Raw genomic sequence first — 24014 nt, 5'->3', positions numbered from 1 at the left:
GCCAGCAGGAGAACACGTGCCCGCCGCCCGTCTGGCGGCGCGGCGGCGAGTGCCTTGCCGCTTTCCGCGTCGATCGCGGCGAAGGCGATTCTCGCCGAATTGAAAGGCGATTTCCGCGGTCTTCTGCTCGCCGATCGGCTTGCCGACGATCTGCTGGAAGTGCGACTGGATCGGACCTTTATGGTCGGGATTGATTTCAAGCACGAACTGTTCGCGCGGCGTCCATTCCTTCAGCGCATAGGGGCCGCTGCCGATCAGCTTCGTGGCGATCGCCTTTTCGCCGAGCGCTTCGAAAGCCTTCCTGGAGAGGATGCGGCCGAGCCATCGGGGAGCGCAATCGTATAGAGTGCCGGCGCCGGGTTCGTCAGGATGATGCGGCCTTCGAGCGGGCCGGTCACGTCAACGCGGTCGAGCGCGGACCAGTCCTTGGTATAGGTAACGGGCTTGCCTTCGCTATCCGGCTTGATGAAGCGTTCGAAAGAGAACTTCATATCTTCCGCCGTCAGGTCGCGTAGCCGCCGGTAGAGGCGAGGCTACTGCGCAGCTTGAAGCGGATTTCCTTGTCCGACACTTGCTCCAGCTCTTCGGCGGCATCGAGCTCCCATTCGGGCGAGCCCGGCTTGAAGGAGATCAGGCCCTGCTGCACCGACCAGATCACGTTGAGATCGACCGGGCCGGAGCGGTTGGCCGGGTCTAGGATGGCGAGATCCTTGTCGGCATGCCGCTCTGGCTCTATCTTTTCGGCTTCGTCTATATCGCAACGGCGCTTTCCAGGCTGCGGTCCTTCGCCGAGCATCGCTATGCCGACCACCACGACGAACGCACGGCGATCGTCGAAAACAGCCCGCTGTTCGGGCTGCTGTTCCTCTACAACAACCTGCATGTGCTGCACCACAAGCGGCCAGGCGTTCCGTGGTACAAAATACCGTTGATCTACCATCGGTACAAGGATGCGCTGATCGAGATCAATGTCGGCCTGGTCTATGACGGCTATCTCGACGTGGCACACCGCTTCCTGTTGAAGTGGCATGATGATCCCCGCCATCCTCGCCACACGCAATCCGATTTCACGGTCGCTGAGGATGTTTACGAGGCTGACGACCCGCATTCGGTGGAACTCAGGGCGTTCTGACCACTCCGCTTCGGCTAATGCTTACCCTCTTCGATCTTCGGAAGAAACCAGGCGAGCAGGCCTGCGAGCGGGAGGAAAGAGCAGATATAATACACCGTCTCGACGCCGTAGCTGTCAGCGAGAATTCCGAGAAGGGCGGCGGCGATGCCGCCGAGGCCGAAGTTCAGGCCGTAAAACAGCCCGCCGATCAGTCCGATGCGGTGCGGCAGAAGCTCGATGGCGTAGATCAGGATCGAGGCGAAGGCGCTTGCCATGATCAGGTTGATCAGCACGGTGAGCACGCCCGTCCAGAACAGATCGACGTGCGGCAGGAGCAGCGTCAGGGGAAGCGGCCCCAGGACGGAAATCCAGATGATCCGATAGCGCCCGATCCGATCGCCAATAATCCCGCCGATAAGCGCGCCCGCGGCCGAGGCCAGCAGGAAGATGAACAGCATCATCTGTGCCGACGGGATGGAGAGACCGAACCTCTCCATGAGGTAGAACGTGTAGAACGACCGGAAGCTTTCGCCATAGGCGTTCTTGGTGAACATCAGCAGGGTCAGAACCACCAGGGCCAGGCCGATCGTAGCGGGAGCGTGACGGACCGTGCCGCCCACCTTCTTGCCATTCGCCCGCAGGGCCGCGAATTCTGCGCTAATCTGGCGCTGTTTGCTGCCGATCCAGAGCAGGAGCGCCATGGCCAGCAAAGCAAGCACGGCGAACCATGCGAGGCTCGGTTGGCCCCATGGCACGATGATGAGCGCCGCAAACACCGGGCCGAGCGCGCCGCCGGCCTGGCCGCCCACCTGGAAGAGCCCCTGCGCCAGTCCCTGCCGGCCGCCGGCCGCGTAGCGCGCCATGCGCGTCGCTTCCGGGTGGAAGATGGAGGATCCGATGCCGATCAGGGCGACCGAGACGAGGATAACCGCATAGCTGTGCGCAAATGCGAGGCTGACGAGCCCGGAAAGGGTGAACATCATGCCGACGACCGGCGAATAGGGGGCCGGATGTTTGTCCGTCACCATGCCGATGGCCGGCTGCAGCAGCGATCCGGCAATCTGGAAGGTCATGGTGATCATGCCGATCTGCACGAAATCCAGCGCATAGGCATCCTTCAGGATCGGATAGGCCGCCGGGATGAGCGATTGCATCAGGTCGTTGAGGAGATGACTGAAACCCAGAACGACCAGCACGGCAAGGTGGGTTTTGGGACGCGAGGCGATAGGAACGGCGGCTGTCATGGCTGTTTTCGTGATCTTTCGGAAAAACATAAAGTATCCGACTCGGATCGTATTGTTCTTCCGTTCGTCAGGGCAAGGGCTGCCGGTATTTTCAAGTGAAAGATATCAAGCCGGATAGGGGCTTGCCATGCGCAACCAGCGAACGTCCATGTCGCCGGCGAGCATCGTGTGGCGCTTGGCAAGGAACTCTTTCACATAGGGCTGCGAGAGGTGCGCCTCGAGATGCGCCGTGCTTGCCCGGACCTCGTAAAATACAAAAAGATCCGGATCGGTGCGGTCGCGATGGACATGATATTGCAGCACGCCGTCTTCCGCGCGCGTCGGCTCGACGAGGGCAAGCAGGGCAGTTTCCAGGGCGTCGGCCATGCCTGCCTTGGCGCGGGCTTGTCCGGCAAGCGCATAGGGGGCGGTTTCATCTCTGTCTTGTGCGGGGAGGGTGAAGGCCGGGCTCGACATGGCATCTCCTTTTGGTATGGATTACACCGTACCTATCATTGCATAAGGTATGATGCAATCCATACCTTGGAGTGTTCGCATGGATCATGAAGGTCACCCCGACGAGGATGAGATCGCGTTTGGCAGCGTCCTGTCGGCGCTGGCGGACCCGCTGCGGCGGCAGGTCGTCATGGAACTGGCGCTGGCGCCGGCCGGAACGGAGCGTACCTGCGTCTCCTTCGGGCTGCCTGTCAGTAAGGCGACGCTGACGCACCATTTCCGTGTTCTTCGCGAGGCGGGGCTGATCCGTCAGGTCGACCGGGGCAACAGCCGGGCGGCGACGCTGAGGCGCGACGAGATCGATCGGCGCCTGCCGGGCCTGCTCGATCTCGTCGCTGCGGAGAAGGCGAGCACCTGAACGGGGTGCGAATCCCATCAAGCCGACATGTTACGCCGCATCCAGCTCTCGGCCACCGGTGCGGGCGGTACGCCGCGGTGAGCGTCCCATGACGCGCTTGAAGGCCGCGCTGAATGCCGCTTCCGAACTGTAGCCCACCGAATGGGCGATCTCGGCCACGGAACTACCGCCGCGGCGCAGCGCGCGGTCTGCCTGGCGCATGCGCCACTCGGTCAGATAGGCAAGCGGCGGAATGCCGGCGACGGCGCGAAAATGCGTCGCGAAGGCGGTTCGCGACATGGCGGCGGCACGGGCGAGTTCCGGCAGGCTCCAGGAGTGCCCAAGGTTGCCCTGCATCAGCGCCAGTGCCGGCACAAGCCGCGGGTCGCAGGCGACGCGCAGCCAGCCGGGCTCGACCTGAGCGGCTGCCGCGAGATGGCGGCGCAGGATCTGGATCAGCAGCAGGTGCGCGAGGCTGGAGCAGGCCATTTCCGCTCCGGGAGCACGCCCCGCGGCTTCTTCGACCAATTCCCCGATCAGGGCGCCAAGGCGGCCTGCACCGCTCTCGCAGGCGGGGATGTGCAGGAAATCCGGCAGGCTTTCCACCATCAGCCGCCCGCCCGCGTGATCGGTGTCGAGATGGCCGCCGAGGAACAGGAAATCGTCGCCCTGGCCTACCGGTACGATAGCCGCGCCCGCGCCGGCGAAAATCGCATGCGCCGGCTTCGGCGTCAGCGCCAGGTCGGTCGTCACGGTGAAACCGGCATTGCTTGTCAGGAGGAAGACGTCGCCGGCTTCGAGCGGGAACGCTGTCGCGGTGCCGTCGAGCGCCAGAAGGCAGGAGCCGCGTCCGATCACGAAGAACTTGATCTTGCGCGGCGGATCGAACCGGATCGACCAGTCGCCACCGCCGATGAACCCGCCGGCATAGATCATCCGGGCATCGATCAGTTCAAGGGTTTGGGACAGGGGATCACGGGCCATTTCTGAACTCTGGCTACAGAATGAGGGATTATTGCGCATTCAAAATACGGGAAGAAGGGCGCATATCCAAGCCATAGCGATCAACCACCGGAGTTGCAAAAATGACCACGCCCCAGAAGCCGCTTGGATCGGGCTTTTCAGCCTATACGACGTCGATCGACGTCATCCGTGGCATCGACCTGACCGGCAAGCTTGCCATCGTCACCGGCGGTTATGCCGGTCTCGGCCTGGAGGCCGCCCGGACACTGGTCTCCGCCGGCGCACGCGTCATCGTGCCGGCGCGCGATGTCGAGCGTGCCCGCCGGGCGATCGCCGAGATCGACGGTGGCATCGAGGTCCAGCCGATGGATCTCACGGATCCGGCCTCGATCGATGCTTTTGCCCGCGGCATCGTCCGGTCGGGCCTGCCGCTCCACATCCTGATCAACAGCGCCGGCATCATGGCCGTGCCCGAACGCGCGCAGGATGCCCGTGGAAACGAGACGCAGTTCTCGACCAACCATCTTGGCCATTTCCAACTGACGCTGCGGCTCTGGCCGGCGCTCCTCCGCGCGAACGGTGCGCGCGTCGTCTCCGTCTCGTCCATGGGGCATCGCTTCTCGGATATCGTCTGGGACGACATCAACTACGAAAACCGGGCCTATGACCCGTGGAACGCCTACGGTCAGTCGAAGACCGCCAACATCCTGTTTGCGGTCGAGCTCGACCGGCGCGGCCGCGAGCATGGCATTCGTGCGTTCTCGTTGCATCCGGGCGGCATCATAACCGGTCTTGCCAAGCATCTGTCGGTCGAGCGGCTGAAGGAGATGGGCAATCTCGACGCCAATGGGGAGCCGGTCATCGATCCCGACCGTGACATGAAATCCATCCCGCAGGGCGCGGCCACCCATGTCTGGTGCGCGGTCAGTCCGCAGCTCGATGGCAAGGGCGGTGTCTTCTGCGCCAGCTCGGACATTGCGGAGCTCGAAGACGGCAAGGTCACGATGACGCTCGAAGGCCGCGACCGGCGGACGTCCAAAGTGGCGCCCTATGCCGTCGACCCGGCCTCGGCAGAGCGGCTGTGGAAGCTCAGCGAAGCCATGACGGGAAGCAGCCTGCCGGCTTGAGCCACGGCCCGTCGGCAAAAGCTAAACCCCGAAGAGATCGGTGGCGGCATTGTTTGCCGCCACAATTGTTTGGATGGCACAGTAACGTTATTCTCGCAGCCGAGCGACGTCGACCGCGCACCAGGGACCGCGCCGGCCCCTGCCAAAAACATCCGGCATACCCTCTCCATCAGCGTTCACGAGGAATTTTGTTTCCCTTTCGCACGGACATTCTCAAGTCCCTTGTGCGTCGTCGCGATCAAGGGTATGGTTATCGTGTTGAAGGGTTGTCGTACAACAGAGGAGTTTTGGACGACGACTGCTCAAAGGGTTCAGGCAGCCGGGCCGAACCGGCGGGGAACGGAATTTCCATTGTTTCACGGGAGGAACGAGAATGACTGATGGAAGTCAATTTGCACATTTCGGAACGATGAAGCGGCGCACGCTGTTGCTCGGCGCGGCGTCGGGCCTGGCGGTCGCTGCCATGCCCGGGCGCATCTTCGCGCAAGGCGCGCCGACGCTGGTCACGTCGATCCGTTCGCTTTCCAATCCTTACCATGCCGTCTGGAAATCCGGGGCCGAGGCTTTCGCGAAGTCGGTCGGGCTTGAGCATGTCACGCTCGTCTCCGAAGGCAACAGCGAGAAGGGCATCGCCGACATCAAGGCGATGCTCGCCAAGACCGGCGGCAACATGGTGCTGAATTCGGATCCGAACGACACGCCGGACGCCCGCCCGATCGTCGAGGCCTGCAAGGCGGCGGGCGCCTATGTTGTCACGCAGTGGAACAAGCCGGCTGACCTGCATCCGGTCGATTTCAACCCGAACTACGTCTCGCATATCGAATTCGACGGCATCGCCAGCGGCAAGCAGATCGCGGAAGTGCTGTTCAGCGCGATCGGCGGATCGGGCGGCATCGTGGCGCTCGGCGGCATGATCTCTACGACGGCGGCCATCGAGCGCAAGAAGGGCCTCGATGAGGCGCTGGCCGCCAATACGAACATCAAGCTGCTCGATTTCCAGGTCGCCAACTGGAAATCCACCGAAGCCTTCGACCTGACGGGCAACCTGCTCACCCGCTTCGGCGACGAGATCAAGGGCATCTGGGCGGCGAACGACGACATGGGCACCGGCGCGCTGGAAGCGCTTCGCGCGGAAGGCCTTGCCGGCAAGGTGCCGGTGGTCGGCATCGACGGCATCAAGGCGGCGGTGGACGCGGTGCGCAGCGGCGAATTCGCCTGCACCATCACCTCCGACCCGTTCTGGCAGGGGGGCATCGGCCTCGCGCTCGGTCTGGCGGCCCTGACCAAGAAGCTCGACCCGACGGCGGAACCGCCGGAGCATCGCGAGTTCTACGGCAAGGTCGTCGCGATCACCAAGGACAATGTCGAGGAATATTACAAGACGAATGTCGAGGCGCAGCCGACGATCGACTGGAACGACCTGTGGGGTCGTGTCGTCGGCCAAATCCGGACCTGACGAAAGCATCCATCTTCCCAAGGACCCGGCGCGGCGCGCCGGGTTTTGTCGCCGGCGATCGCTTCGCCGGCGACCTTTCAGCCTTTGAAGCGGAGTGTTTCCTTTGACTGCCAATTCTGACAGCATGAAGGTCGTGGAACACGCGGGGGAGGCATCGACCATGCGAGGCTTGTTCGCGCGTTTTGCGGGAAGGGGCGGGGGCAAGGCATTGCGCCGGTTCGCCCCTCTGGTCGTGCTCATCGTTCTCTGCGTGCTCATCGCGATCGCCAACCCGAATTTCATCGAGCCGCGCAATCTCATCCGCATCGCCAACTCCGCGGCGGTGCCGCTGACGCTCGCCATGGGCATGACCTTCATCATCCTGATGGGCAGTATCGACCTGTCCGTCGAGGGTGCCCTGTCGGTCTCGGCGATGGTGCTCGTGATGCTTGCCGCCAACGACCTCAACGGCAACGATTACGGCTGGCTGGCCGTGCTGGTGGCGATCGCCGCGAGTGTCGCGATCGGCCTCCTCAACGGCCTCATCCAGACGATGCTGCGCATACCCTCCTTCATGGCGACGCTCGGCATGTGGTTCATCGGGCTCGGCATTTCGGTCTACATGCTTGGCGGTTCGGCGGTGCGCCTGTCGGATGCCTCCATCCGCGCGCTCTCGCTGGAGCGCTTCCTCGGCTTCCCACTGGCGGTCTTCGTGGCACTGGGTGCCTTCCTGCTGGCGGTCGTGATCCAGTATCATACGCGGCTCGGCCGCCATATCGTGGCGATCGGCGGGGGCGAGGACGTGGCCGAACTCTCTGGCGTCAGCCTCGTGCGGGTGCGCATTCTGGCCTTCGGCGTGGCCGGCTTCTTCTTCGGCGTGGCGGGCGTCCTGTCCGCGGCACAGCTCGGCCAGTCGAACGCCGTCATCGCCGATGGCCGGCTGTTTGCCGCCGTCACGGCCGTCGTCGTCGGCGGCACGGCGCTGACGGGAGGCGAGGGCGGCGTGCTCAACACGCTCGTCGGCGTCCTCATCGTCACGGTGCTTGCCAACGGCATGGTGCTGCTTGGCATTTCCCCCTACGTGCAGCAGACCGTGCAGGGCCTGCTGATCATCGCGGCGGTCGCGCTTTCGCTGGATCGCCTGCGCCTCAAGATCGTGAAGTGACCGCCATGCTGAGCGTGAACGCAATCTCCAAATCCTTTCTGGGCGTGAAGGCGCTCAAGGATGTCTCCATCGAGATCAGGCCGAACGAGGTGATCGGCCTGATCGGCGAGAACGGCGCCGGTAAGTCGACGCTGATGCGCACGCTGGCCGGCACGCTCCGGCCCGACAGCGGCACGCTGACGCTCGACGGCGAGCCGCTGCGCCTGCGCGGCACGCGCGACGCGGCGCTGCACGGCATCGGCATGGTGTTCCAGGAACAGTCGCTGCTGCTCAACATGTCGGTCGCCGAAAACATCTATCTCGGCCAGGAAGACCGGTTCACCCGCTTCGGCATCGTCAACTGGCGGGCGATGCGTGCGGCCGCGCGCCGGCAGCTTGCCAAGATCGGCGTCGACATCGACGTCACGACGCGCACCGCCGAACTGTCCTTCGCCGCCCGCCAGATGGTGGAGCTCGCCAAAGCGCTGACGCTGGAGGAATCGGTGTCGCGCCAGCTCGTCATCCTGCTCGACGAGCCGACCTCGGTGCTGACCGCTGCCGATATCGAGGTGCTGTTCGACCGGGTGCGTGCGCTGAAATCGCGCGCCAGCTTCGTCTTCGTCTCGCATCGGCTCGACGAGGTGCTGCGCATCTCCGACCGCGTCTACACGATGAAGGATGGCGAGGTGGTCGCCGAGCACAGGGCGTCGGACGTCACGGCGCCGCAGCTGCACGAGATCATGGTCGGCCGCGGCCTCCAGACGGAATATTACAAGGAGCCGCGCCAGAAGCCGCCGCGCCCCGACGTGGTGCTCGAAGCCAATGGCCTCGGCGTCAAGGGCGCCTTCCACAACCTGGATTTCAAGATCCATGCCGGCGAAATCCTCGGCATTGCCGGCGTTGTCGGCTCGGGCCGCGAGGAGCTGAGCCGCACGCTCGGTGGTTTCATGCCGCAGAGCGAAGGCGTGCTGAAGGTTCGCGGCGAGGAGGTGCGGTTCACCTCGCCGGAACAGGCGGTGAAGAAGAGCATCGGTTACATCCCGCGCGAGCGGCGCTATGAGGGGCTGGTGATGTTTTTGTCGATTGCCGAAAACATTTCGCTCGCCGATCTTTCGAGCGTCATGCGCGGCGGCGCCATCGACTATGGCAAGGAGCGGCGGCTGGCGGCGGAGTGGATCCGGAAGCTGAAGATCAAGGCGCCCGGCCCGGATGTCGCCTGCCGCAAGCTTTCGGGCGGTAACCAGCAGAAGGTCGTGCTCGCGCGATGGATGACGGCGGGCTCGCGCATCCTCATCCTCGACCATCCGACGCGCGGCCTCGATGTCGGCGCGAAGGAAGAAGTCTACGAGTTGGTGCGCGACCTCTGCGACCAGGGCATCGCGATCGTGCTCCTCTCCGACACGCTGGAGGAGACCATCGGCCTGTCGCACCGCGTGCTCGTCATGCGTGACGGTGCGGTGACGGCGCATTTCGATGCGGCGGCGGGCAGCAAGCCGGACCAGGTCGATCTGGTGCGGGAAATGGTGTGAGGAGACGGCCATGAAGAAGTTTTCCGATAGGATCGCGGCCGGCTGGTTCCAGGGCGCCATTCCGCCAGCCCTGCTCGTCCTGCTGATCGTGATCGTCGAGATCGGTTCGCCGGGCTTCCTGACGGGCGAGACGCTGGCGCTGCTGCTCGCCAACACCGCCGTCCTCTTCATCCTGGCGACGGGCGTCACCTTCGTCATCCTGCTCGGCGGCATCGACCTCTCCATCCAGGCGGTCGCGTCGCTGGCGAGCGTCATCCTCGCCCAGCTCCTGCCGTCGCTCGGCATTCTTGCCTTTCCGGTCGCCATTGCAGCGGGAACCGTCTTCGGCATCCTCAGCGGTGTGGTGCATGTGCGCCTGCGCGTGCCGTCCTTCGTGGCGACGCTGGCGACGGGGGGCGTCGTCGCGGGCATCGCGCTGTGGATCGCGGAAGGTCGCGCCATCACCATCGAGGAGGCCGGGCGGCAGAACACGATGTGGATCAACGGCACGGTCGCCGGCCTTCCGGTCGTGGCGATCCTGGCGGCCGGCGTCGGCCTCGTGAGCTTTCTCGTCCTGCGCTACACCCGGTTCGGCCGCTACAGTTTCGCGGTCGGGGCAGGCGAGCCGGCAGCCCTTGCGGCGGGCGTCAATGTCGACCGCGTGAAGATCGTCGCCTTCGCCCTGTCGGGAACGCTTTCTGCCATTGCCGGCGTCATCCTCGCATCGCGCCTTTCCAGCGGCTCGCCGAGCCTCGCCAACCAGCTGCTGCTCCCGGCCATCGCCGCCGTCATCGTCGGCGGCACGGCGATCACCGGCGGGCTTGGCGGGGTGGCGCGCACGGCTGTCGGCGCGCTGATCATCTCGATCGTGCGGATCGGCATGACCTTCGTCGGCGTCAATATCTTTGCGGAAAACGTGGTTTTCGGCGCCGTTCTCATCATCGCGGTCGCTATCACCATCGACCGCAGCAAGATCCCGGTCATCAAGTGACATGGCCGGTTCGGGCGGAAACTCTCCCATTCGCCCGCTGGGGAGCCGCGCCGTCGGGCGCGGCTCCCTCCATTGTCGATCACGACTCCGCTATTTGCGGTCAGGACATCGTGTCGAGGTCGATCAGCTCGATCTTGTAGCCGTCCGGGTCCTCGATGAAGGCGATGTGGGTCGTGCCGTGCTTCATCGGGCCTGGCGGACGCGGAATGCGGGCACCCTGCTTTTCCAGCGCGCCGCAGACGGCGTAGATGTCGCGCACGCCGAGCGCGAGGTGCCCGAAGCCGGTGCCGAGGCCATAACCCTCGTCGCGGCCCCAGTTGTAGGTGAGTTCGACGACGGTGTCCGTCTCTTCCGGACCGTAGCCGACAAAGGCATTGGTGAACTTGCCCTCGGGATAGTCGTCGCGGCGCAGCAGCGTCATGCCGAGAAGCTCGGTGTAGAACTTGATCGAGGCGTCGAGATCGAAAACCCGGATCATCGTGTGCATCATGCGGAACTGGCTCGGTGCATCGGCCATGGTGGCATTCCTCCATTAAGTGGCAGTTTTCATTCTGACTTCCACATCGGAACGGCTTTGGAAAAAGTGTGACCGCCCTTGATGTTCCTTATCAGTGTTGTATGATAACCATGCAAGTAGGATACTTGTCCAGCCCTTCGGGCGAGCGAGGAGAAGAAGTGATGAACGTGGCGGGTTCCGCGCGCGAAAAAAAGCTGGCGGCGCTTTTGGCGGAGTTGCCGGCCGGCCTTCTCCTGACCGCGCCGGAAGACATGGAACGCTACACGCGCGACTGGACGGGCGATCACCACGGCCTGCCGCTCGCCGTCGCGCGGCCCCGCTCGACCGCCGACGTCTCGAGCCTGCTCGCCCTCTGTTCGCAAAACGGCATCGGCGTCGTGCCGCAGGGCGGGCTGACCGGGCTTGTCGGTGCGGCTGTCGCCTCCACGCCGCGCGACGAGGTCGTCGTGTCGCTCGACCGCATGAACCGGGTGCGTTCCGTCAGCCCCATCGACTATGCCATGGTCGTCGAGGCCGGCTGTATCCTGGAGGATGCCAAGGCTGCGGCGGAGGCGCAGGACCGCATCCTGCCGATCACTTTTGGCGCGCAGGGCAGCTGCCGGATCGGTGGCAACGTCGCCACCAATGCCGGCGGGTTCAACGTGCTGCGCTACGGCATGACGCGCGACCTGGTGCTGGGCCTCGAAGTGGTGCTGAGCGACGGCCGCATCTGGAACGGCCTCAAGCTCCTGCGCAAGGACAACCGCGGCTATGACCTCAAGCAGCTTTTCATTGGCAGCGAAGGTACGCTCGGCATCGTCACCGCGGTGTCGCTGAAGCTGTTCCCGAAGCCCAGCCAGATCGAGACCGCGCTGGTCGGCCTGCGCTCGGTTGCCGATGCCATGGAGCTTTACGCCCGGGCGCGGCGCGAATGCAGCGACCTGCTGAATGCCTTCGAGCTGATCCTGCGCGGCGGCATCGAGATCGCGCTTGCCGCCCGCAGCGATTTCCGCGAGCCCTTCGAGACGGTCTGCCCCGTCTATGTGTTGATCGAGGCCTCGGCCGGCGGGCGCGTCGACCTGCGCGCCATCCTTGAGGATTTCCTGATCGGTGCTTCCGATCTGGTGGTCGACGGCGCGGTGGCGACGAGCCGGGCGCAGGCAGCGCAGCTCTGGCTGCTGCGCGAGGTGATGGTGGAAGCGCAGGGGCGCGGCGGGCGTTACCTGCGCACCGATGTCTCTGTGCCGATCTCCAGCCTTGCCGGCTTCGTCGATGATGCGCTTGTGGCCTTGGCCGCAAGCCACCCGCAGGCGCTGGCCGTCACCTACGGCCATGTCGGCGACGGCAACATTCATCTCAACATCGTGCCGCCGGTCGGCATGGATGATCCCGCCGATATCGAGCATCTGTTCCACGAGGCGGAGATGGTGATCTTCGATGTGGTCGACCGTTACGACGGTTCGCTCAGCGCCGAGCACGGCATCGGCCGCGTCAAGCAAGCAGCTTTTCTTGAACGGGTGGACCCGGTTTCGCTCGATCTCGCCTTCCGCATCAAGCGGGCACTCGATCCGGCGGCGATTATGAATATAGGTAGACTCCTGCCGTCTGAAGAGACGGACGAACGGGGTGATCCATGATGCTGAAACTCGACAAGGTCAATCGCGGTCCGCATTTGTCGACGCTGGTCGCAAGCTCCATCTCGCGCGAAATCGCGCAGGGGCGGCTGAAGCCGGGCGACCAGCTGCCGACCGAGCAGGCGCTGGCGCAGACCTTCGGCGTCAGCCGCAATGTCGTGCGCGAGGCGATCGCCCGGCTGCGGTCGGAAGGACGCATCTGGTCGCAGCAGGGCCGCGGCGCCTTCGTGGCCGATGCGCAGAACACCACCGTCCTCACCATCGACCACGATTCCCTGCAGGAGGCGGATGCCTTCAAGAACCTGTTCGAGATCCGCGGCATCCTCGAAGTTGAGATTGCAGGGATCGCCGCGCAGCGGCGCACCGACGCGGACATCGACGCGATGAAGGAGGCGCTGGCGACTATGGCGGCAGCACCCTATGGCAGCGTCACCTGGCTGAAGACTGACCTCGAATTCCACCGCACCGTCGCCTCGGCCACGCAGAATTCCTATATGGCGCCCTTCCTGATGTTCGCCTCGGAGCGGGTGCGCGACAGCATTCTCGCCTCCGGCCACCAGCAGCGCTCGGATGATCTGGCGAGCATCACGCTCGGCGAGCACCAGAGCATCCTGGATGCCATTGCGGCCGGCGATGTCGACGGCGCCCGGCGCGCCATGACCGAGCATCTTGCAGGCGCCGCGCGCCGCGTGGGTCTTCCGGCCGCGACCGTCGACCCCGACGGCGCGGACGATCATTTCGAAAGGGAATCATGAACATGGCAGGCAGGTTGCAGGGAAAGACGGCCGTTGTTACGGCCGCCGGGCAGGGTATGGGGCACGCGACCGTGCTCGCCTTCGCGCGTGAGGGTGCAAGGGTCGTGGCGACCGACATCGACGCGGGCAAGCTCGCCGCGCTCGACGGCATGGCCGGCGTGGAGACCCGCGCCCTCGACGTGCTCGATCCGGAAGCGATCAAGCGCTTCGCCGGCTCGATTACGGCACCCGACATCCTCTTCAACTGCGCCGGCTATGTGCACAACGGCACGATCCTCGACTGCGACGAGGACGCCTTCGATTTCTCCCTCTCGCTCAACGTGCGCTCCATGTACCGCATGATCCGCGCCTTCCTGCCCGGCATGCTGGAGCGCGGCGGCGGGTCGATCGTCAACATGGCCTCGGTCGCCTCCACGGTCATCGCCGCGCCGAACCGCTTCATCTACGGCACGACCAAGGCCGCCGTCATCGGGCTTACCAAGTCGGTGGCCGTCGACTATGTGACGAAGGGTATCCGCGTGAACGCCATCTGCCCCGGCACGATCGAAAGCCCCTCGCTGCAGGACCGCATGCGCGCGACCGGCGACTATGACGCCGCCCGCGCCACCTTTATCGGCCGCCAGCCGATGGGCCGGCTCGGCACGGCCGGCGAGGTCGCCGAACTGGTCGTCTACCTCGCCAGCGACGAGTCCGCCTTCATGACCGGCAACGCCGTCGTCATCGACGGCGGCTGGACGAACGCCTGATCCGCTTTATTTCCACGGGAACAAGACCATGAAACTTCTCCGTTACGGTTCGCACGGCGCCGAAAAGCCGGGATTGCTCGATTCGGAAGGGCGCGTGCGCGACCTTTCCGGCCATGTCGACGATATTGCCGGCGGCGTGCTGACGAATGAGGGCATTGCCCGCCTTGCGGCAATCGACCCGGCAAGTCTGCCGCTCGCCGCCGATCCCGGCCGCATGGGGCCGTGCGTGGCGCGCGTCGGCAAGTTCATCTGCGTCGGCCTCAACTATGCCGACCATGCAGCCGAGACCGGCGCGGAAATCCCCAAGGAGCCGATCCTCTTCATGAAGGCGACGAGCGCCATCACCGGACCGAACGACAATGTCATCATCCCGCGCAACTCGGTGAAGACGGACTGGGAGGTCGAACTGGGCGTCGTCATCGTTCACGAGGCGCGCTACGTCTCGGAAGCCGATGCGATGAAGCACGTTGCCGGCTACTGCCTGATCAACGACGTTTCCGAACGCGCCTTCCAGGCCGAGCGCGGCGGGCAGTGGACCAAGGGCAAGTCGGCCGACAGTTTTGGCCCCATCGGCCCCTGGATGGTGACGCGCGACGAGATCGCCGATCCGCAGAACCTCGGCATGTGGCTGACCGTCGACGGCGTTTCGCGCCAGAACGGTTCGACGCGCACCATGGTCTTCGGCGTCGCCTTCCTCGTGCACTATATCTCGCAGTTCATGAGCCTGCAGCCGGGCGACATCATCTCGACAGGAACCCCACCCGGCGTCGGCCTCGGCATCAAGCCGGAGCCGATCTACCTCAAGGCCGGCCAGACCATCCGCCTCGGCATCGAGGGCCTTGGCGAGCAGCAGCAGCTCACCGTCGACGCGGCCTGAAGGGCTCAGGCGGCGGTGATCCGCCGGGCGGAGGCGATGATACGCAGCGCGGCACAGGCGGCACCATAGCCGTTATCGATGTTGACGACGGCGAGGCCGGAGGCGCAGCTCGCCAGCATGGCGTTGAGCGCTGTGCGCCCCTGTTCCGCCGCGCCGTAGCCGACGGAGGTCGGCACGCAGATCACCGCCGAGCCGACGAGGCCGCCGAGCACGCTGGCGAGCGCGGCGTCCATGCCCGCCACCGCGATGACGACGGGAAAGGCGCGGATTTCCTCGATCCGCTCCATCAGCCGCCAGAGGCCCGCCACGCCGACATCGACGATGAGAGATGCCTCGACGCCCGCATGCCGGAGCGTGCGCGCCGCCTCGCGAGCGACCGGCGCATCCGAGGTGCCGGCAGCGACGATCGCCACCGAGCGGCTATCGGCGACCGGCCGCACCGGGCCGAAGAACGCAGTGCGGGAGAGGGGGCAGTAGTCGATCTGCGTGCGGTAGGCGGCGGCGAGCGCTTCGGCCTTTTCCGGCGCCAGCCGCGTCAGCAGGAGACTGGCGTTGCGTGCGAAGGCGCCCCCAAGGATCGTGTCGATCTGGGCCACGGATTTTTCACCGCACAGCACGGCCTCGCCAAGGCCGATGCGGCTTTCCCGGTCGAAATCGAAGACGACATCGCTCATGCGCCCTCCCGCAGGAAGGCGCTGCCGTTTCGATAGGGCGCGAAGGCGATGGTCACGCCTGCGATTTCCGGTGGGAGCAAGGCGGTGATATCGCCCGTAAGCGCCAAGCGCATATCGTCGCCCGCTGCCGACAGGCTTGCGGGATCGAGCTCTACGACGATGCCGGCGCGGCGCAGGCGGCAGCGTACCGTTTCGGGCGCGAGCCGGGCGGCGACGAGTTTTTCCACCGCGTGGATGGCCACGAGTATTGCGGGCTCGATGCGGATCGCGGTCTCGACGCGGCTCGACAGGCAGGGTGAGGAGGGCAGTTCGGCGAGATCGCCGAGGCCGAGGGTGCGAGCGAGGGACCGCACCGCGGGCTTGTCCATACCCGCCTCCACGAAGGGATGGCGCACGGCATTGCGCTTTGCGGCATCGAGGCCGGGCCGGTATTCGCCGAGGTCATCGGTGTTGGTGCCCGAAAGGATCGTCGCCCCCGTGCGGCCCGCGATGGTGCCGTAGAGATTGCCCTTGCAGAAGAAGCAGCGGTCGACCGGATTGGCGCGGTAGTTCTCGTCGGAAAATTCGCCGGCATCGATCAGCTCCAGCCGCCAGCCTTCCCGGCTCGCCCAGGCCTCGACCCGCGCTGTCGCCTCCGCCGGCACGGCGGCCGAAACCGCGTGCAGCATCGTTACTCGGGAAGGACCGAGATGGCGGCCGGCAAAGACCGCGAGCGTGATGGAATCCACGCCGCCGCTCAGCGCCAGCGCCGCCGTGCCGATCTCGCCGATCACGTCGCCGAGGGGGCGGCTCATTGGTTGCCGCCTTCTGCCTCGCGCCGCAGCCGTTCCCGCGCGGCCCGGCCGGCGACCGCCGACAGGGCATCGGCCTCCAGCTTCATCGTGTCGCCGGAAGGGCGTGCGGCGGTCTTGGCTGGAAGCGTCCGGCCGCCGGCTTGTGTTTCGTGGCTGCGGCGCGGCAGCGTCAGGCGTTCGGTGACGGTGCGGCGGATGCCGAGCGTCGCCGTTTCGTCGAAAATCAGCCGCGCGACCTCGTCGGCGGCGTGCGGGACGGAAAGCACGCGCAGATGCGTCATCAGCCGGCCCTTCTTGCCGAAGGCGACCGCCTGCAGGGCATCCAGCACGCCGGCATGGGCGCGGATATGGGCAAGGGCGATCGCCAGGTCCTCGCTCGTCTGGTCGTCGATCTCGCATTCGAGCACGGTGACCCGGTCGGCCTGGATATCCTCTCCCCGCTCGAAGGCGAGGATGCGCAGGCAGTTGCTGACGCCGGCTAGCCGGCGCGTGCCAAAACCGTGGCCGGACCCGGCGAACCTGCCGGAGCGCACGGCGCCATCCCCGCCCTTGCAGAGATAACGCAGGATCGCCGCTCCCGTCGGCGTCACCCGCTCGCCGCCCACGCCGTCGTCGATCATGGGGAAGCTTTCCAGCAACAGCACCGTCGCGGGGGCGGGGACCGGCAGCAGCCCGTGGGCCGTGCATATCCTTCCGGAGCCGAGCGGGATTGCGCCGACCGTCCACTCGGCAGGCCCCACGGCATCGATGAGAAAGGCGGCGGCCAGGATGTCGGCGATGGAATCCCAGGCGCCGACCTCGTGGAAGGTTACGGCTTCTGGCGTCGTCCCATGCACGCGGGCCTCGGCGGCGGCGAGTTCGGAAAAGATGCCGATGGCATGGCCGATCACCGCGGCGGGCGCCGGCATATGGTCGAGCGCGTGCCGGATCGAGCGCCATTCGACATGGCTATGAGGACTATCGTCATGGTGATGGTGGCCATCATGGGCGTGATGATGATGGTGGGGCGGGTGGTCCTTTGGCGCATTGTCGTTCGTCACCGTGAAGCGCCGGCCCGTCAGCACAACGTCGTCATGCGGCGCGAGCGTGGCCGAGACGCCGTGCAGCAGCGGGCAGCGGGCGATGAGATCGTGCAATCCCGGCTCCAGCTCGGGCCGCAGATCGAGCATGGCGGCGGCGAACATGTCGCCGGCCATGCCGCCGAGCGGATCGAGGTGGAAGGCGTTCATGTGCCGTCCGCTCCATCGTCATGCAGCGATATGCCGTTCAGCCCGGCGATGACATCGGAGAGCGCCGGCACGAAGGCCTCGCCCTTGCCGGCCGCGACGGCGCTGGCAAAGCTGTTGCGCACCGCCGCCCCGATGGGATTGACGACGCCGGCCGCCTGCGCGGTGGCGGCGAGATAGCTCATGTCCTTCAGCGCGTTCGTCATGGCGAAGCGCTGGGCGTTCTCGTTGCGGTTCAGCACGAAATCGAAGAAGGCCTGGTAGAAGGGGCAGTCCATGCGGCTGCCGCTGAGCACGCTGTTTATAACCTGCGGCGTCAGCCCCATCTTCGCGCCGACGGTCAGCGCTTCGGAATAGATTGTCGAGTAGCCCATCGAGACGAAGTTGACGAGCAGCTTCATGGTGTGGCCGCTGCCCGTGGCACCGGTATGGATGACGCGGCCGGCGAAGGCCTCGACCACCGGGCGGGCGCGGGCGACGTGCTCCGCCGCGCCGCCGATCATCACGTCGAGCTTGCCTTCCGCCGCCTCCTTCGGCGTTCGCCCGAGCGGCGCATCGAGGAGGATGATGCCTTGCCCTTCGAGCTCGGCGGCGAGCGCCGTGGTTTGCGCCGGGTTGGAGGTGGAGCAGTCGATGACGAGCAGCGGCTTGCCGGCGGAAACGAGCCCGTCGCGGCCTTTCACGACCTCCTCGACCTCGCGCGAGCCCGTCACGCAGAGCACGACGATGTCGCATGCCTGCGCAAGCGCGCGGGGCGTGGCTGCCTCCTGTGCGCCGCGCGCGACGAGGTCGTCGATCGCCTCGCGGCGGCGGTGGGCGAGCACGGTAAGCGGAAAACCCTTGGCCAGCAGGTTGCCGGCCATGCCGGCGCCCATGGCGCCAAGCCCTATGAAACCGATCCGTTCCCTCATCGCATCCTCCCTTTGGTTGTCTCTCATTTTGATTTTTCCCGCATCATCGGATAGCAGGGAGTTTTCGCCGCCCGCAGGCCGGGGCGCATGAAGGAGTTCGATTCGGACGATGACGGACAAGGACACGGCATTTTTCGACGCCATCCAGCAGGTCCCGAACCTGCGCAGCGGCCTTGTCGACGCCCTGGCGGCGCAGATCGAATCCGGCGATCTCGCGCCGGGCCAGCGCCTTCCGACCGAGCAGGCGATCATGACCCAGACGGGCGTGAGCCGCACGGTGGTGCGCGAGGCGCTTGCCGCCCTGCGCGCCCGCGGGCTCATCACCACCCGCCAGGGCCTTGGCGCCTTCGTCACCAACGATCCGAAGCCGCGCGCCTTCTCCATCGTGCCGAACGACCTGCAATCGATCGACGACGTGATCAGCGTGCTCGAACTGCGTGTCGGCCTGGAGGTGGAGGCCGGCGGCTTTGCCGCGCTGCGGCGCGAGGAGGAGGACCTCCGGCGCATGCGCGCCCGCCTCGACGCGCTGGATGCGGCGATCGAACGGGGCGAATCCGGCGCAATGGAGGATGCCGCGTTCCATCGCGCGATCCTGGTCGCCACGCAAAATCCCTATTACGCGCGGCTGTTCGATACGTTCGGCACCCTGATGATGCCGCGCCAGTGGGCGCGCTTCGAGGCGATGGCGAAGGCGGAGAAGACGCGGCATACGAGCCGCATGCACCGCGAGCACGAAACGATCTTCGCGGCTATCGAGGCGGGCGACGACAAGGGCGCGCAGAAGGCGCTGAGGACGCATCTCACCCGCAGCCTCGCCCGCTTCGCCGAATTGCGCGACACGACCGAGCGCATCGGCCCGCCGTCCGTCACGCCGTCTGGGGAATGACATAAGGTCCCTCCGGGATCACCGCGACGCGGGGATCACCGCTCCGCTCGATGCTGCGGGCGATTGCCGCGCCGATATCGTCGATCATGCCGACGCCGGTCAGCCGGCGGTCATCGCCCTGAAGGCCGGTCGTATAGAGTTCGATCCGACCGACGCGCATCGGTTTGAGCTGCATCTCCGTCTGCCATTCGTCGATTTCGGCGAGTGATTTGGCCGTCAGCGTGGCGAGAAAGCGTTCGGGGCCGAGGTCGACCAGCCGCGCCTGTGCTTCGCGAAATTCGGGCGAGCCAAAACCCTCCGAACATTCCGACACCATGATCAGCGTGCCGGCGGGTGCCAGGATGTCGATCGGCGTCACCATGCCCTTGATCGTCTGGTAATAGGTCTTGTCGAGCGGGTAGCCGGCCGACGAGGTGACCACGGTCGAGAACTTGTGCGGCACGCCGATGCGGGTGGCGTCGCTGACGAAATCGACGGCGGCCGCATGGCTCGCGATGATCTCGCCGAAGGTGACGCAGACGAGGTCGCGATCCTCGTCGAGCACGGTGTTGAGCGCGTAGATCTCGCCGAGCGTGCGGACGATCTGCAACTGCTCCTCGTGCAGCGGGTTGCCGACGAGATTGCATTGCACCGCCAGTGGATCTTCCATGAAGCGGGCCGAATGGAAGGTGCGGATGGTCTCGTGATGGGCGACGCCGGGGGCGACCACCTTGCGCCCGCCCGACCAGCCGGCCATGAAATGCGGCTCGACGAGGCCGGTGGCGATGCGCAGGTCCGCCTCGACCAGCAGGCGGTCGAGCTTGACGGGCGTGCCGCGCGTCGGGGTGACGCCAAGGTCGATATGCACCGCCTCGTCGCGGGCGTCGTGGTTGACGATGCGGATATTCTCCAGCACCCAGGGATCGCCGATCAGTTCGGCCAGCTCCTCACCGAGATTGGGGCGGTGCAGGCCGGTGGCAATGAGGATGGCGATGGCATCCTGCGGAATGCCGGCGGCCATCATCGTGCGCACCATGGGGCCGAGGAACAACCGGTTTGGCACGGGTCGGGTGATGTCGCAGATCAGGATGCAGGCGCTTTGGCGCCCGCGCGCCAGTTCGGACAGCGGCGCTGCGTCGATCGGTGCTTCCAGCGCAGCCTCGACCGCGCCCTGCGGGTCGGCGATTTTCGGCAGGGCGCGTTTGCGGATGACGGTCGGCACGGCCCCGGCCGGCAGGTCGATGGGCAGGTGCCCCCGGCCGTAGGAGACGGAAACCGGATGCCCGCCCATCACGCGCTCTCCTTCACGCCGCCCAGATAAAGCTCGCGCATCAGCGACATATCGCGCAGCTCGTCGATGGCGCCCGACAGCATGATGCGGCCGTTCTGCATGAGATAGCCGCGCGCGGCGACGGAAAGCGCCAGGCCGGCATTCTGCTCGACGAGCAGCACGGAGGCGCCGAATTCCCTGCCGATATTGAGGATGATGCCCTGGATCTCCTTCACCAGCAGCGGCGAGAGGCCGAGCGAGGGCTCGTCGAGCAGCAGCACCTTCGGCCGCGCCATCAGGCCGCGGGCAATGGCCAACATCTGCTGCTGGCCGCCGCTGAGCGAGCCGCCCTTCTGCGCGCGCTTGACGGCGAGGATGGGGAAGAACTTCTCCATCAGCGCGATGTCGGCCTCGACGGCGGCGGCGTCCGTGCGGGTATAGGCGCCGAGCCGCAGGTTCTCCTCGACGCTCATGTCGGCGAAGATGCGCCGGCCCTCGGGCACGAGCACGACGCCGCGCCGCGCCATCACGTCCGGCGGCGAGCCGGTCACGTCCTCGCCGTTGAAGGTCACCGTTCCCGCGCGCGGGCGGACAAGGCCGGCGATGGTGCGCAGGAGCGTGGATTTGCCCGCGCCGTTCGGCCCGAGCACGGTGACGATCTCGCCGGCATCGAGGGTGAGCGAGACGTCGCGGTTGACGGTGGTGGCACCATAGCCGGTGGAGACGCTGGAAACGGAAAGCAGGGTCACAGGTCGCCTCCGAGATAGACTTCGAGCACTTTCGGATCGCGCAGCACGTCGGCCGTTGCGCCGTCGGCGATCTTGGAGCCGAAATCGAGCACGACCAGACGCTTGCAGAGCATCTGCATCAGCTTCATGTCGTGGTCGATGACGCAGACGCTGATGCCGTTTTGCGGGAATTGCTTGACCAGGCCGACCAGTGCGGCCGTCTCCTTGTCGTTCAGGCCGGCGGCGGGTTCGTCGAGCAAAAGCAGGATCGGCCGTGTGGCAAGCGCCAGCGCCAGCCCGAGCAGGCGCAGGCTGCCGAAGGGCAACACGCCCGCCCGTTCTTCCGCGAGGTGGCGGATGCCGACGAAATCCATCAGCGCATCCGGCGTCGTCCAGGGAAAGTCGCGCGCGTCGGCGCGCTTGCAATGTTCGGTCGCGATGGTGACGTTTTCGCGCACGCTGAGGCCGGTGAAGGCCATGGCCTGCTGGAAGGTGTAGCCGATGCCGGTCTGCGAGATGCGGTGCGGCGGGATGGCGGTCACGTCCTGCCCGCGCCAGGTGACGCGGCCGGCCGTCGGCCTGTGGACGCCGGTGATGACGTTGAACAGGGTCGACTTGCCCGATCCGTTCGGGCCGACGATGCCGAGGATCTCGCCGTCCTCGATGCTGAGATCGACGCCCGCAAGCGCCGCCACGCCGCCGAACTGCTTGCGCAGGCCGGAGATTTCCAGAAGGGCGCTCATCGGCCGGTCTCCTTCAGGGTGGCTTCGGTGCTCGTCTTGCTGAAGCCGCCGACGAGGCGCTGCCAGAGTTCGCCGATGCCGGCGATCAGGCCGTTCGGCAGGAACAGGATGACGGCGATCAGGCAGACGCCGTAGACGATGCGGGATTCGACCGGGTCGAGGTTCAGCACTTCCGGCAGGAAGGCGACGAGGATGCCGCCGGCGAGCGGGCCGAGCAGCAGGCGCGCGCCGCCGATCATCACCATCAGGGCGAGGTAGATGCTCGGGAAGGAGGCGAACTGCTGGGGCGAGATATGGCCGAGGAAATAGGCGAGCAGAACGCCCGACACGCCGGCATAGACGCCGCTGACCACGAAGGCGCCGATCTTGTGCCGGCCGACATTGATGCCGAGGGCAGCGGCGAGCTTCTCGTTCTCGCGGATGGCGCGCAATGTGCGGCCATAGGAGGAGTTGATGATGGCCCAGCTTGCCACGGCCGCCAGCGCGACGAAGGCGACGACCAGCACATAGAAGCGCGGCAGGTCGCCGAGGTCGATGCCGAAGAAGGTGACCGGCCGCAGGATCGAGATGCCGCTTGCCGCGCCAGTGAAATCGCCGCCATTGGTGAGCACGATCGTCAGGAGCTGGCCGAAGGCGAAGGTCATGATGACGAAGTGGTGGCCGCTGACGCGCAAAGACGGGATGCCGACGATGGCCGCGGCAATGGCCGCGAACAGCCCTGCGAAAGGCAGGGCCACCCAGAAGCCAACGTCGAAATCGCGCAGCAGCATGGCCGCCGTATAGGCGCCGACGCCGACTAGAGCCGCGTGGCCCATCGACAGGATGCCGGTCTGGCCGAACAGCACGGAAAGGCCATAGAGCGCGATGACGTTGATCCCGGCTGAGATGGCGAGCGAGAGAAGCCGGTTGCTCGGCGAGAACTGCGGCACCAGTGCGAGAAGCACCAGCAGCGCCAGGACCGCGAACAGCGAATGAAGGGAGTTGCGTGACGAAATCATGGTTCCTGCCGTTCTGTTCTCAAGCCATCTTCGGCCCGCTCGTGCCGCCGAACAGGCCGTGCGGGCGGAAGAGCAGGACGAGGATCATGAGGCCGAAGGAGTAGGCGTCGGTCCATTCGGAGAAGCCGTAGCCTGCGCTGAGGCCCTCCACGATGCCGAGGATCAGGCCCGCCGCGACGGCGCCCGTGAGATTGCCGAGGCCGCCGATGAGCGCGACAGCAAAACCCTTCATGACCATGGTGCCGCCGGTAAACGGCGTGATCGGGAAGAGGGCGATGAGGAGGGCGCCGCCAAGGCCGGCGAGCGCGCTGCCGAGCACGAAAACGCCCGTGATGTAGCGGCGCACCGGAATGCCCATCAGGGCTGCCGTGTCGCGGTCCTCGACGCTGGCGCGCAGCGCCCGGCCGTAGCGGCTGCGGGTGATCATCATATAGGTGGCGGCGACCACGGCGACGGTGACGAGGATGACCATGACGCGCACCGAAGCGATGCGCACGCCGCCGACGTCCCACACGGTGGAAAGCGGGCGCGGGATGCTCTTCTGGTTCGGATCGAAGAACAGGATGACGATGTGCTGCAGCACGACGATGAGGCCGAGCGAGACGATGAACCCGTTCGTCGGCCGCTCCAGCGTGAAACGGAAGATGCCGCGTTCGAGCACATAGCCCATCAGGGCGACGGCCGCGACCGCAAGCGCAACGGCGAGCGGAAAGCCGAGGCCGCTGCCGACGGCGAGCCAGGTGACGATGCTGCCGACCATGAGAAATTCGCCGTGGGCGAAGTTGATGATGCCCGTCAGGCCGAAGATCAGCGTGACGCCGACCGCGATCAGCGTGATGACGCTGGCGATCGACAGGCCGTTGAGGATCTGTTGGATGAGGATGTCCACGGCATTCTTCCGTCTGTGCGAGGCGGCGGCCAGGCCGTTCCGCCTCCGTTGGC

At 65.9% G+C, this 24014-nt stretch carries 26 protein-coding genes and 1 pseudogene; 13 read left to right on the top strand and 14 right to left on the bottom strand.

The window, feature by feature from the left end; translation table 11 throughout:
* Positions 1–54: 54 nt before the first annotated feature.
* On the top strand, positions 55–345 hold the full coding sequence (locus tag J2Y63_RS28450; protein ID WP_435268871.1) for a hypothetical protein: 291 nt from the start codon (positions 55–57) through the stop codon (positions 343–345).
* A gap of 157 nt (positions 346–502) precedes the next feature.
* Here J2Y63_RS28450 and J2Y63_RS28445 read toward each other — a convergent pair whose 3' ends face one another.
* Complete coding sequence (locus J2Y63_RS28445) at positions 503–658, bottom strand: hypothetical protein (RefSeq protein WP_435268870.1); 156 nt, start codon at positions 656–658, stop codon at positions 503–505.
* 48 nt (positions 659–706) lie between these two features.
* Between J2Y63_RS28445 and J2Y63_RS28440 the strand changes: the two are divergent.
* Positions 707–1132: pseudogene (locus tag J2Y63_RS28440) on the top strand (fatty acid desaturase); the annotation flags it as partial.
* A 14-nt stretch (positions 1133–1146) separates the two neighbouring features.
* On the opposite strand, the gene J2Y63_RS28435 reads toward J2Y63_RS28440, so the two are convergent.
* A complete protein-coding gene (locus J2Y63_RS28435) occupies positions 1147–2355 on the bottom strand; it encodes an MFS transporter (RefSeq protein WP_435268869.1) in 1209 nt (402 codons plus the stop codon).
* Between the two features lie 105 nt (positions 2356–2460).
* Positions 2461–2811, bottom strand: coding sequence for a putative quinol monooxygenase (locus J2Y63_RS28430; protein WP_435268868.1), 351 nt, complete (start codon positions 2809–2811; stop codon positions 2461–2463).
* A 79-nt stretch (positions 2812–2890) separates the two neighbouring features.
* Here J2Y63_RS28430 and J2Y63_RS28425 point away from each other — a divergent pair, with 79 nt between their 5' ends.
* Complete coding sequence (locus J2Y63_RS28425) at positions 2891–3208, top strand: ArsR/SmtB family transcription factor (RefSeq protein WP_435268867.1); 318 nt, start codon at positions 2891–2893, stop codon at positions 3206–3208.
* A gap of 30 nt (positions 3209–3238) precedes the next feature.
* Here J2Y63_RS28425 and J2Y63_RS28420 read toward each other — a convergent pair whose 3' ends face one another.
* Positions 3239–4171 carry an AraC family transcriptional regulator gene (locus J2Y63_RS28420; RefSeq protein ID WP_435268866.1) on the bottom strand — a complete coding sequence of 311 codons (933 nt, stop codon included), beginning with the start codon at positions 4169–4171 and terminating at the stop codon, positions 3239–3241.
* A gap of 101 nt (positions 4172–4272) precedes the next feature.
* Here J2Y63_RS28420 and J2Y63_RS28415 point away from each other — a divergent pair, with 101 nt between their 5' ends.
* The 5 genes from J2Y63_RS28415 to J2Y63_RS28395 all read left to right on the top strand — a co-directional run bounded on the left by J2Y63_RS28415 (position 4273) and on the right by J2Y63_RS28395 (position 10355).
* On the top strand, positions 4273–5277 hold the full coding sequence (locus J2Y63_RS28415; protein WP_435268865.1) for an oxidoreductase: 1005 nt from the start codon (positions 4273–4275) through the stop codon (positions 5275–5277).
* A gap of 373 nt (positions 5278–5650) precedes the next feature.
* Complete coding sequence (locus J2Y63_RS28410; RefSeq protein ID WP_435268864.1) at positions 5651–6733, top strand: sugar ABC transporter substrate-binding protein; 1083 nt, start codon at positions 5651–5653, stop codon at positions 6731–6733.
* 160 nt (positions 6734–6893) lie between these two features.
* Positions 6894–7877, top strand: a complete 984-nt coding sequence (locus J2Y63_RS28405; protein ID WP_435268863.1) for an ABC transporter permease — start codon at positions 6894–6896, stop codon at positions 7875–7877.
* A 5-nt stretch (positions 7878–7882) separates the two neighbouring features.
* Complete coding sequence (locus J2Y63_RS28400; RefSeq protein WP_435268862.1) at positions 7883–9385, top strand: sugar ABC transporter ATP-binding protein; 1503 nt, start codon at positions 7883–7885, stop codon at positions 9383–9385.
* Positions 9386–9395: 10 nt separating this feature from the next.
* Positions 9396–10355, top strand: coding sequence for an ABC transporter permease (locus J2Y63_RS28395; RefSeq protein ID WP_435268861.1), 960 nt, complete (start codon positions 9396–9398; stop codon positions 10353–10355).
* A gap of 100 nt (positions 10356–10455) precedes the next feature.
* Here the strand turns inward: J2Y63_RS28395 and gloA are convergent, their stop codons facing one another.
* Positions 10456–10872: a lactoylglutathione lyase gene (gloA, locus tag J2Y63_RS28390; protein ID WP_435268860.1), complete on the bottom strand. Its 417-nt coding sequence runs from the start codon at positions 10870–10872 to the stop codon at positions 10456–10458.
* 161 nt (positions 10873–11033) lie between these two features.
* Here gloA and J2Y63_RS28385 point away from each other — a divergent pair, with 161 nt between their 5' ends.
* Genes J2Y63_RS28385 through J2Y63_RS28370 form a run of 4 tightly spaced genes read left to right on the top strand, consistent with a single transcriptional unit; the run spans position 11034 to position 14863 of the window.
* On the top strand, positions 11034–12488 hold the full coding sequence (locus J2Y63_RS28385) for an FAD-binding oxidoreductase (RefSeq protein WP_435268859.1): 1455 nt from the start codon (positions 11034–11036) through the stop codon (positions 12486–12488).
* Entirely contained in the window at positions 12485–13240 is a 756-nt protein-coding gene (locus J2Y63_RS28380; protein WP_435268858.1) for a FadR/GntR family transcriptional regulator, read from the top strand. Before J2Y63_RS28385 ends, J2Y63_RS28380 begins: the two co-directional genes overlap by 4 nt.
* 2 nt (positions 13241–13242) lie before the next feature.
* Positions 13243–13986 carry an SDR family oxidoreductase gene (locus J2Y63_RS28375; protein ID WP_435268857.1) on the top strand — a complete coding sequence of 248 codons (744 nt, stop codon included), beginning with the start codon at positions 13243–13245 and terminating at the stop codon, positions 13984–13986.
* A 28-nt stretch (positions 13987–14014) separates the two neighbouring features.
* Entirely contained in the window at positions 14015–14863 is an 849-nt protein-coding gene (locus J2Y63_RS28370) for a fumarylacetoacetate hydrolase family protein (RefSeq protein ID WP_435268856.1), read from the top strand.
* Between the two features lie 5 nt (positions 14864–14868).
* Here the strand turns inward: J2Y63_RS28370 and larB are convergent, their stop codons facing one another.
* The 4 genes from larB to J2Y63_RS28350 are packed head-to-tail and all read right to left on the bottom strand — an operon-like array spanning position 14869 to position 18495.
* Entirely contained in the window at positions 14869–15537 is a 669-nt protein-coding gene (gene larB / locus J2Y63_RS28365; RefSeq protein WP_435268855.1) for a nickel pincer cofactor biosynthesis protein LarB, read from the bottom strand.
* Positions 15534–16331, bottom strand: a complete 798-nt coding sequence (locus J2Y63_RS28360) for an adenine nucleotide alpha hydrolase (RefSeq protein ID WP_435268854.1) — start codon at positions 16329–16331, stop codon at positions 15534–15536. The genes larB and J2Y63_RS28360 overlap by 4 nt, the downstream gene beginning before the upstream one ends.
* Entirely contained in the window at positions 16328–17560 is a 1233-nt protein-coding gene (locus tag J2Y63_RS28355) for a LarC family nickel insertion protein (RefSeq protein ID WP_435268853.1), read from the bottom strand. Before J2Y63_RS28355 ends, J2Y63_RS28360 begins: the two co-directional genes overlap by 4 nt.
* Entirely contained in the window at positions 17557–18495 is a 939-nt protein-coding gene (locus J2Y63_RS28350) for an NAD(P)-dependent oxidoreductase (RefSeq protein ID WP_435268852.1), read from the bottom strand. Before J2Y63_RS28350 ends, J2Y63_RS28355 begins: the two co-directional genes overlap by 4 nt.
* A gap of 82 nt (positions 18496–18577) precedes the next feature.
* Here J2Y63_RS28350 and J2Y63_RS28345 point away from each other — a divergent pair, with 82 nt between their 5' ends.
* Complete coding sequence (locus tag J2Y63_RS28345) at positions 18578–19354, top strand: FadR/GntR family transcriptional regulator (RefSeq protein ID WP_435268851.1); 777 nt, start codon at positions 18578–18580, stop codon at positions 19352–19354.
* Here J2Y63_RS28345 and larA read toward each other — a convergent pair.
* From larA to J2Y63_RS28320, 5 genes are read right to left on the bottom strand one after another with little or no spacing between them, the layout of a single operon-like run.
* A complete protein-coding gene (gene larA / locus J2Y63_RS28340; protein WP_435268850.1) occupies positions 19335–20624 on the bottom strand; it encodes a nickel-dependent lactate racemase in 1290 nt (429 codons plus the stop codon). The genes J2Y63_RS28345 and larA overlap by 20 nt on opposite strands.
* Positions 20624–21352, bottom strand: coding sequence for an ABC transporter ATP-binding protein (locus J2Y63_RS28335; RefSeq protein ID WP_435268849.1), 729 nt, complete (start codon positions 21350–21352; stop codon positions 20624–20626). The genes larA and J2Y63_RS28335 overlap by 1 nt, the downstream gene beginning before the upstream one ends.
* Positions 21349–22074, bottom strand: a complete 726-nt coding sequence (locus J2Y63_RS28330) for an ABC transporter ATP-binding protein (RefSeq protein WP_435268848.1) — start codon at positions 22072–22074, stop codon at positions 21349–21351. Before J2Y63_RS28330 ends, J2Y63_RS28335 begins: the two co-directional genes overlap by 4 nt.
* On the bottom strand, positions 22071–23072 hold the full coding sequence (locus J2Y63_RS28325; RefSeq protein ID WP_435268847.1) for a branched-chain amino acid ABC transporter permease: 1002 nt from the start codon (positions 23070–23072) through the stop codon (positions 22071–22073). Before J2Y63_RS28325 ends, J2Y63_RS28330 begins: the two co-directional genes overlap by 4 nt.
* 19 nt (positions 23073–23091) lie before the next feature.
* Positions 23092–23961 (bottom strand): branched-chain amino acid ABC transporter permease, encoded by an 870-nt coding sequence (locus J2Y63_RS28320; RefSeq protein WP_435268846.1) that lies wholly within the window; start codon positions 23959–23961, stop codon positions 23092–23094.
* Positions 23962–24014 lie beyond the last annotated feature (53 nt).

This window comes from Shinella sp. BE166 (assembly GCF_051201095.1).
GTDB lineage: Bacteria > Pseudomonadota > Alphaproteobacteria > Rhizobiales > Rhizobiaceae > Shinella > Shinella lacus.
The sequence above is the reverse complement of the archived record's forward strand: the minus strand, read 5'-3'. Positions and strand labels throughout refer to the sequence as shown.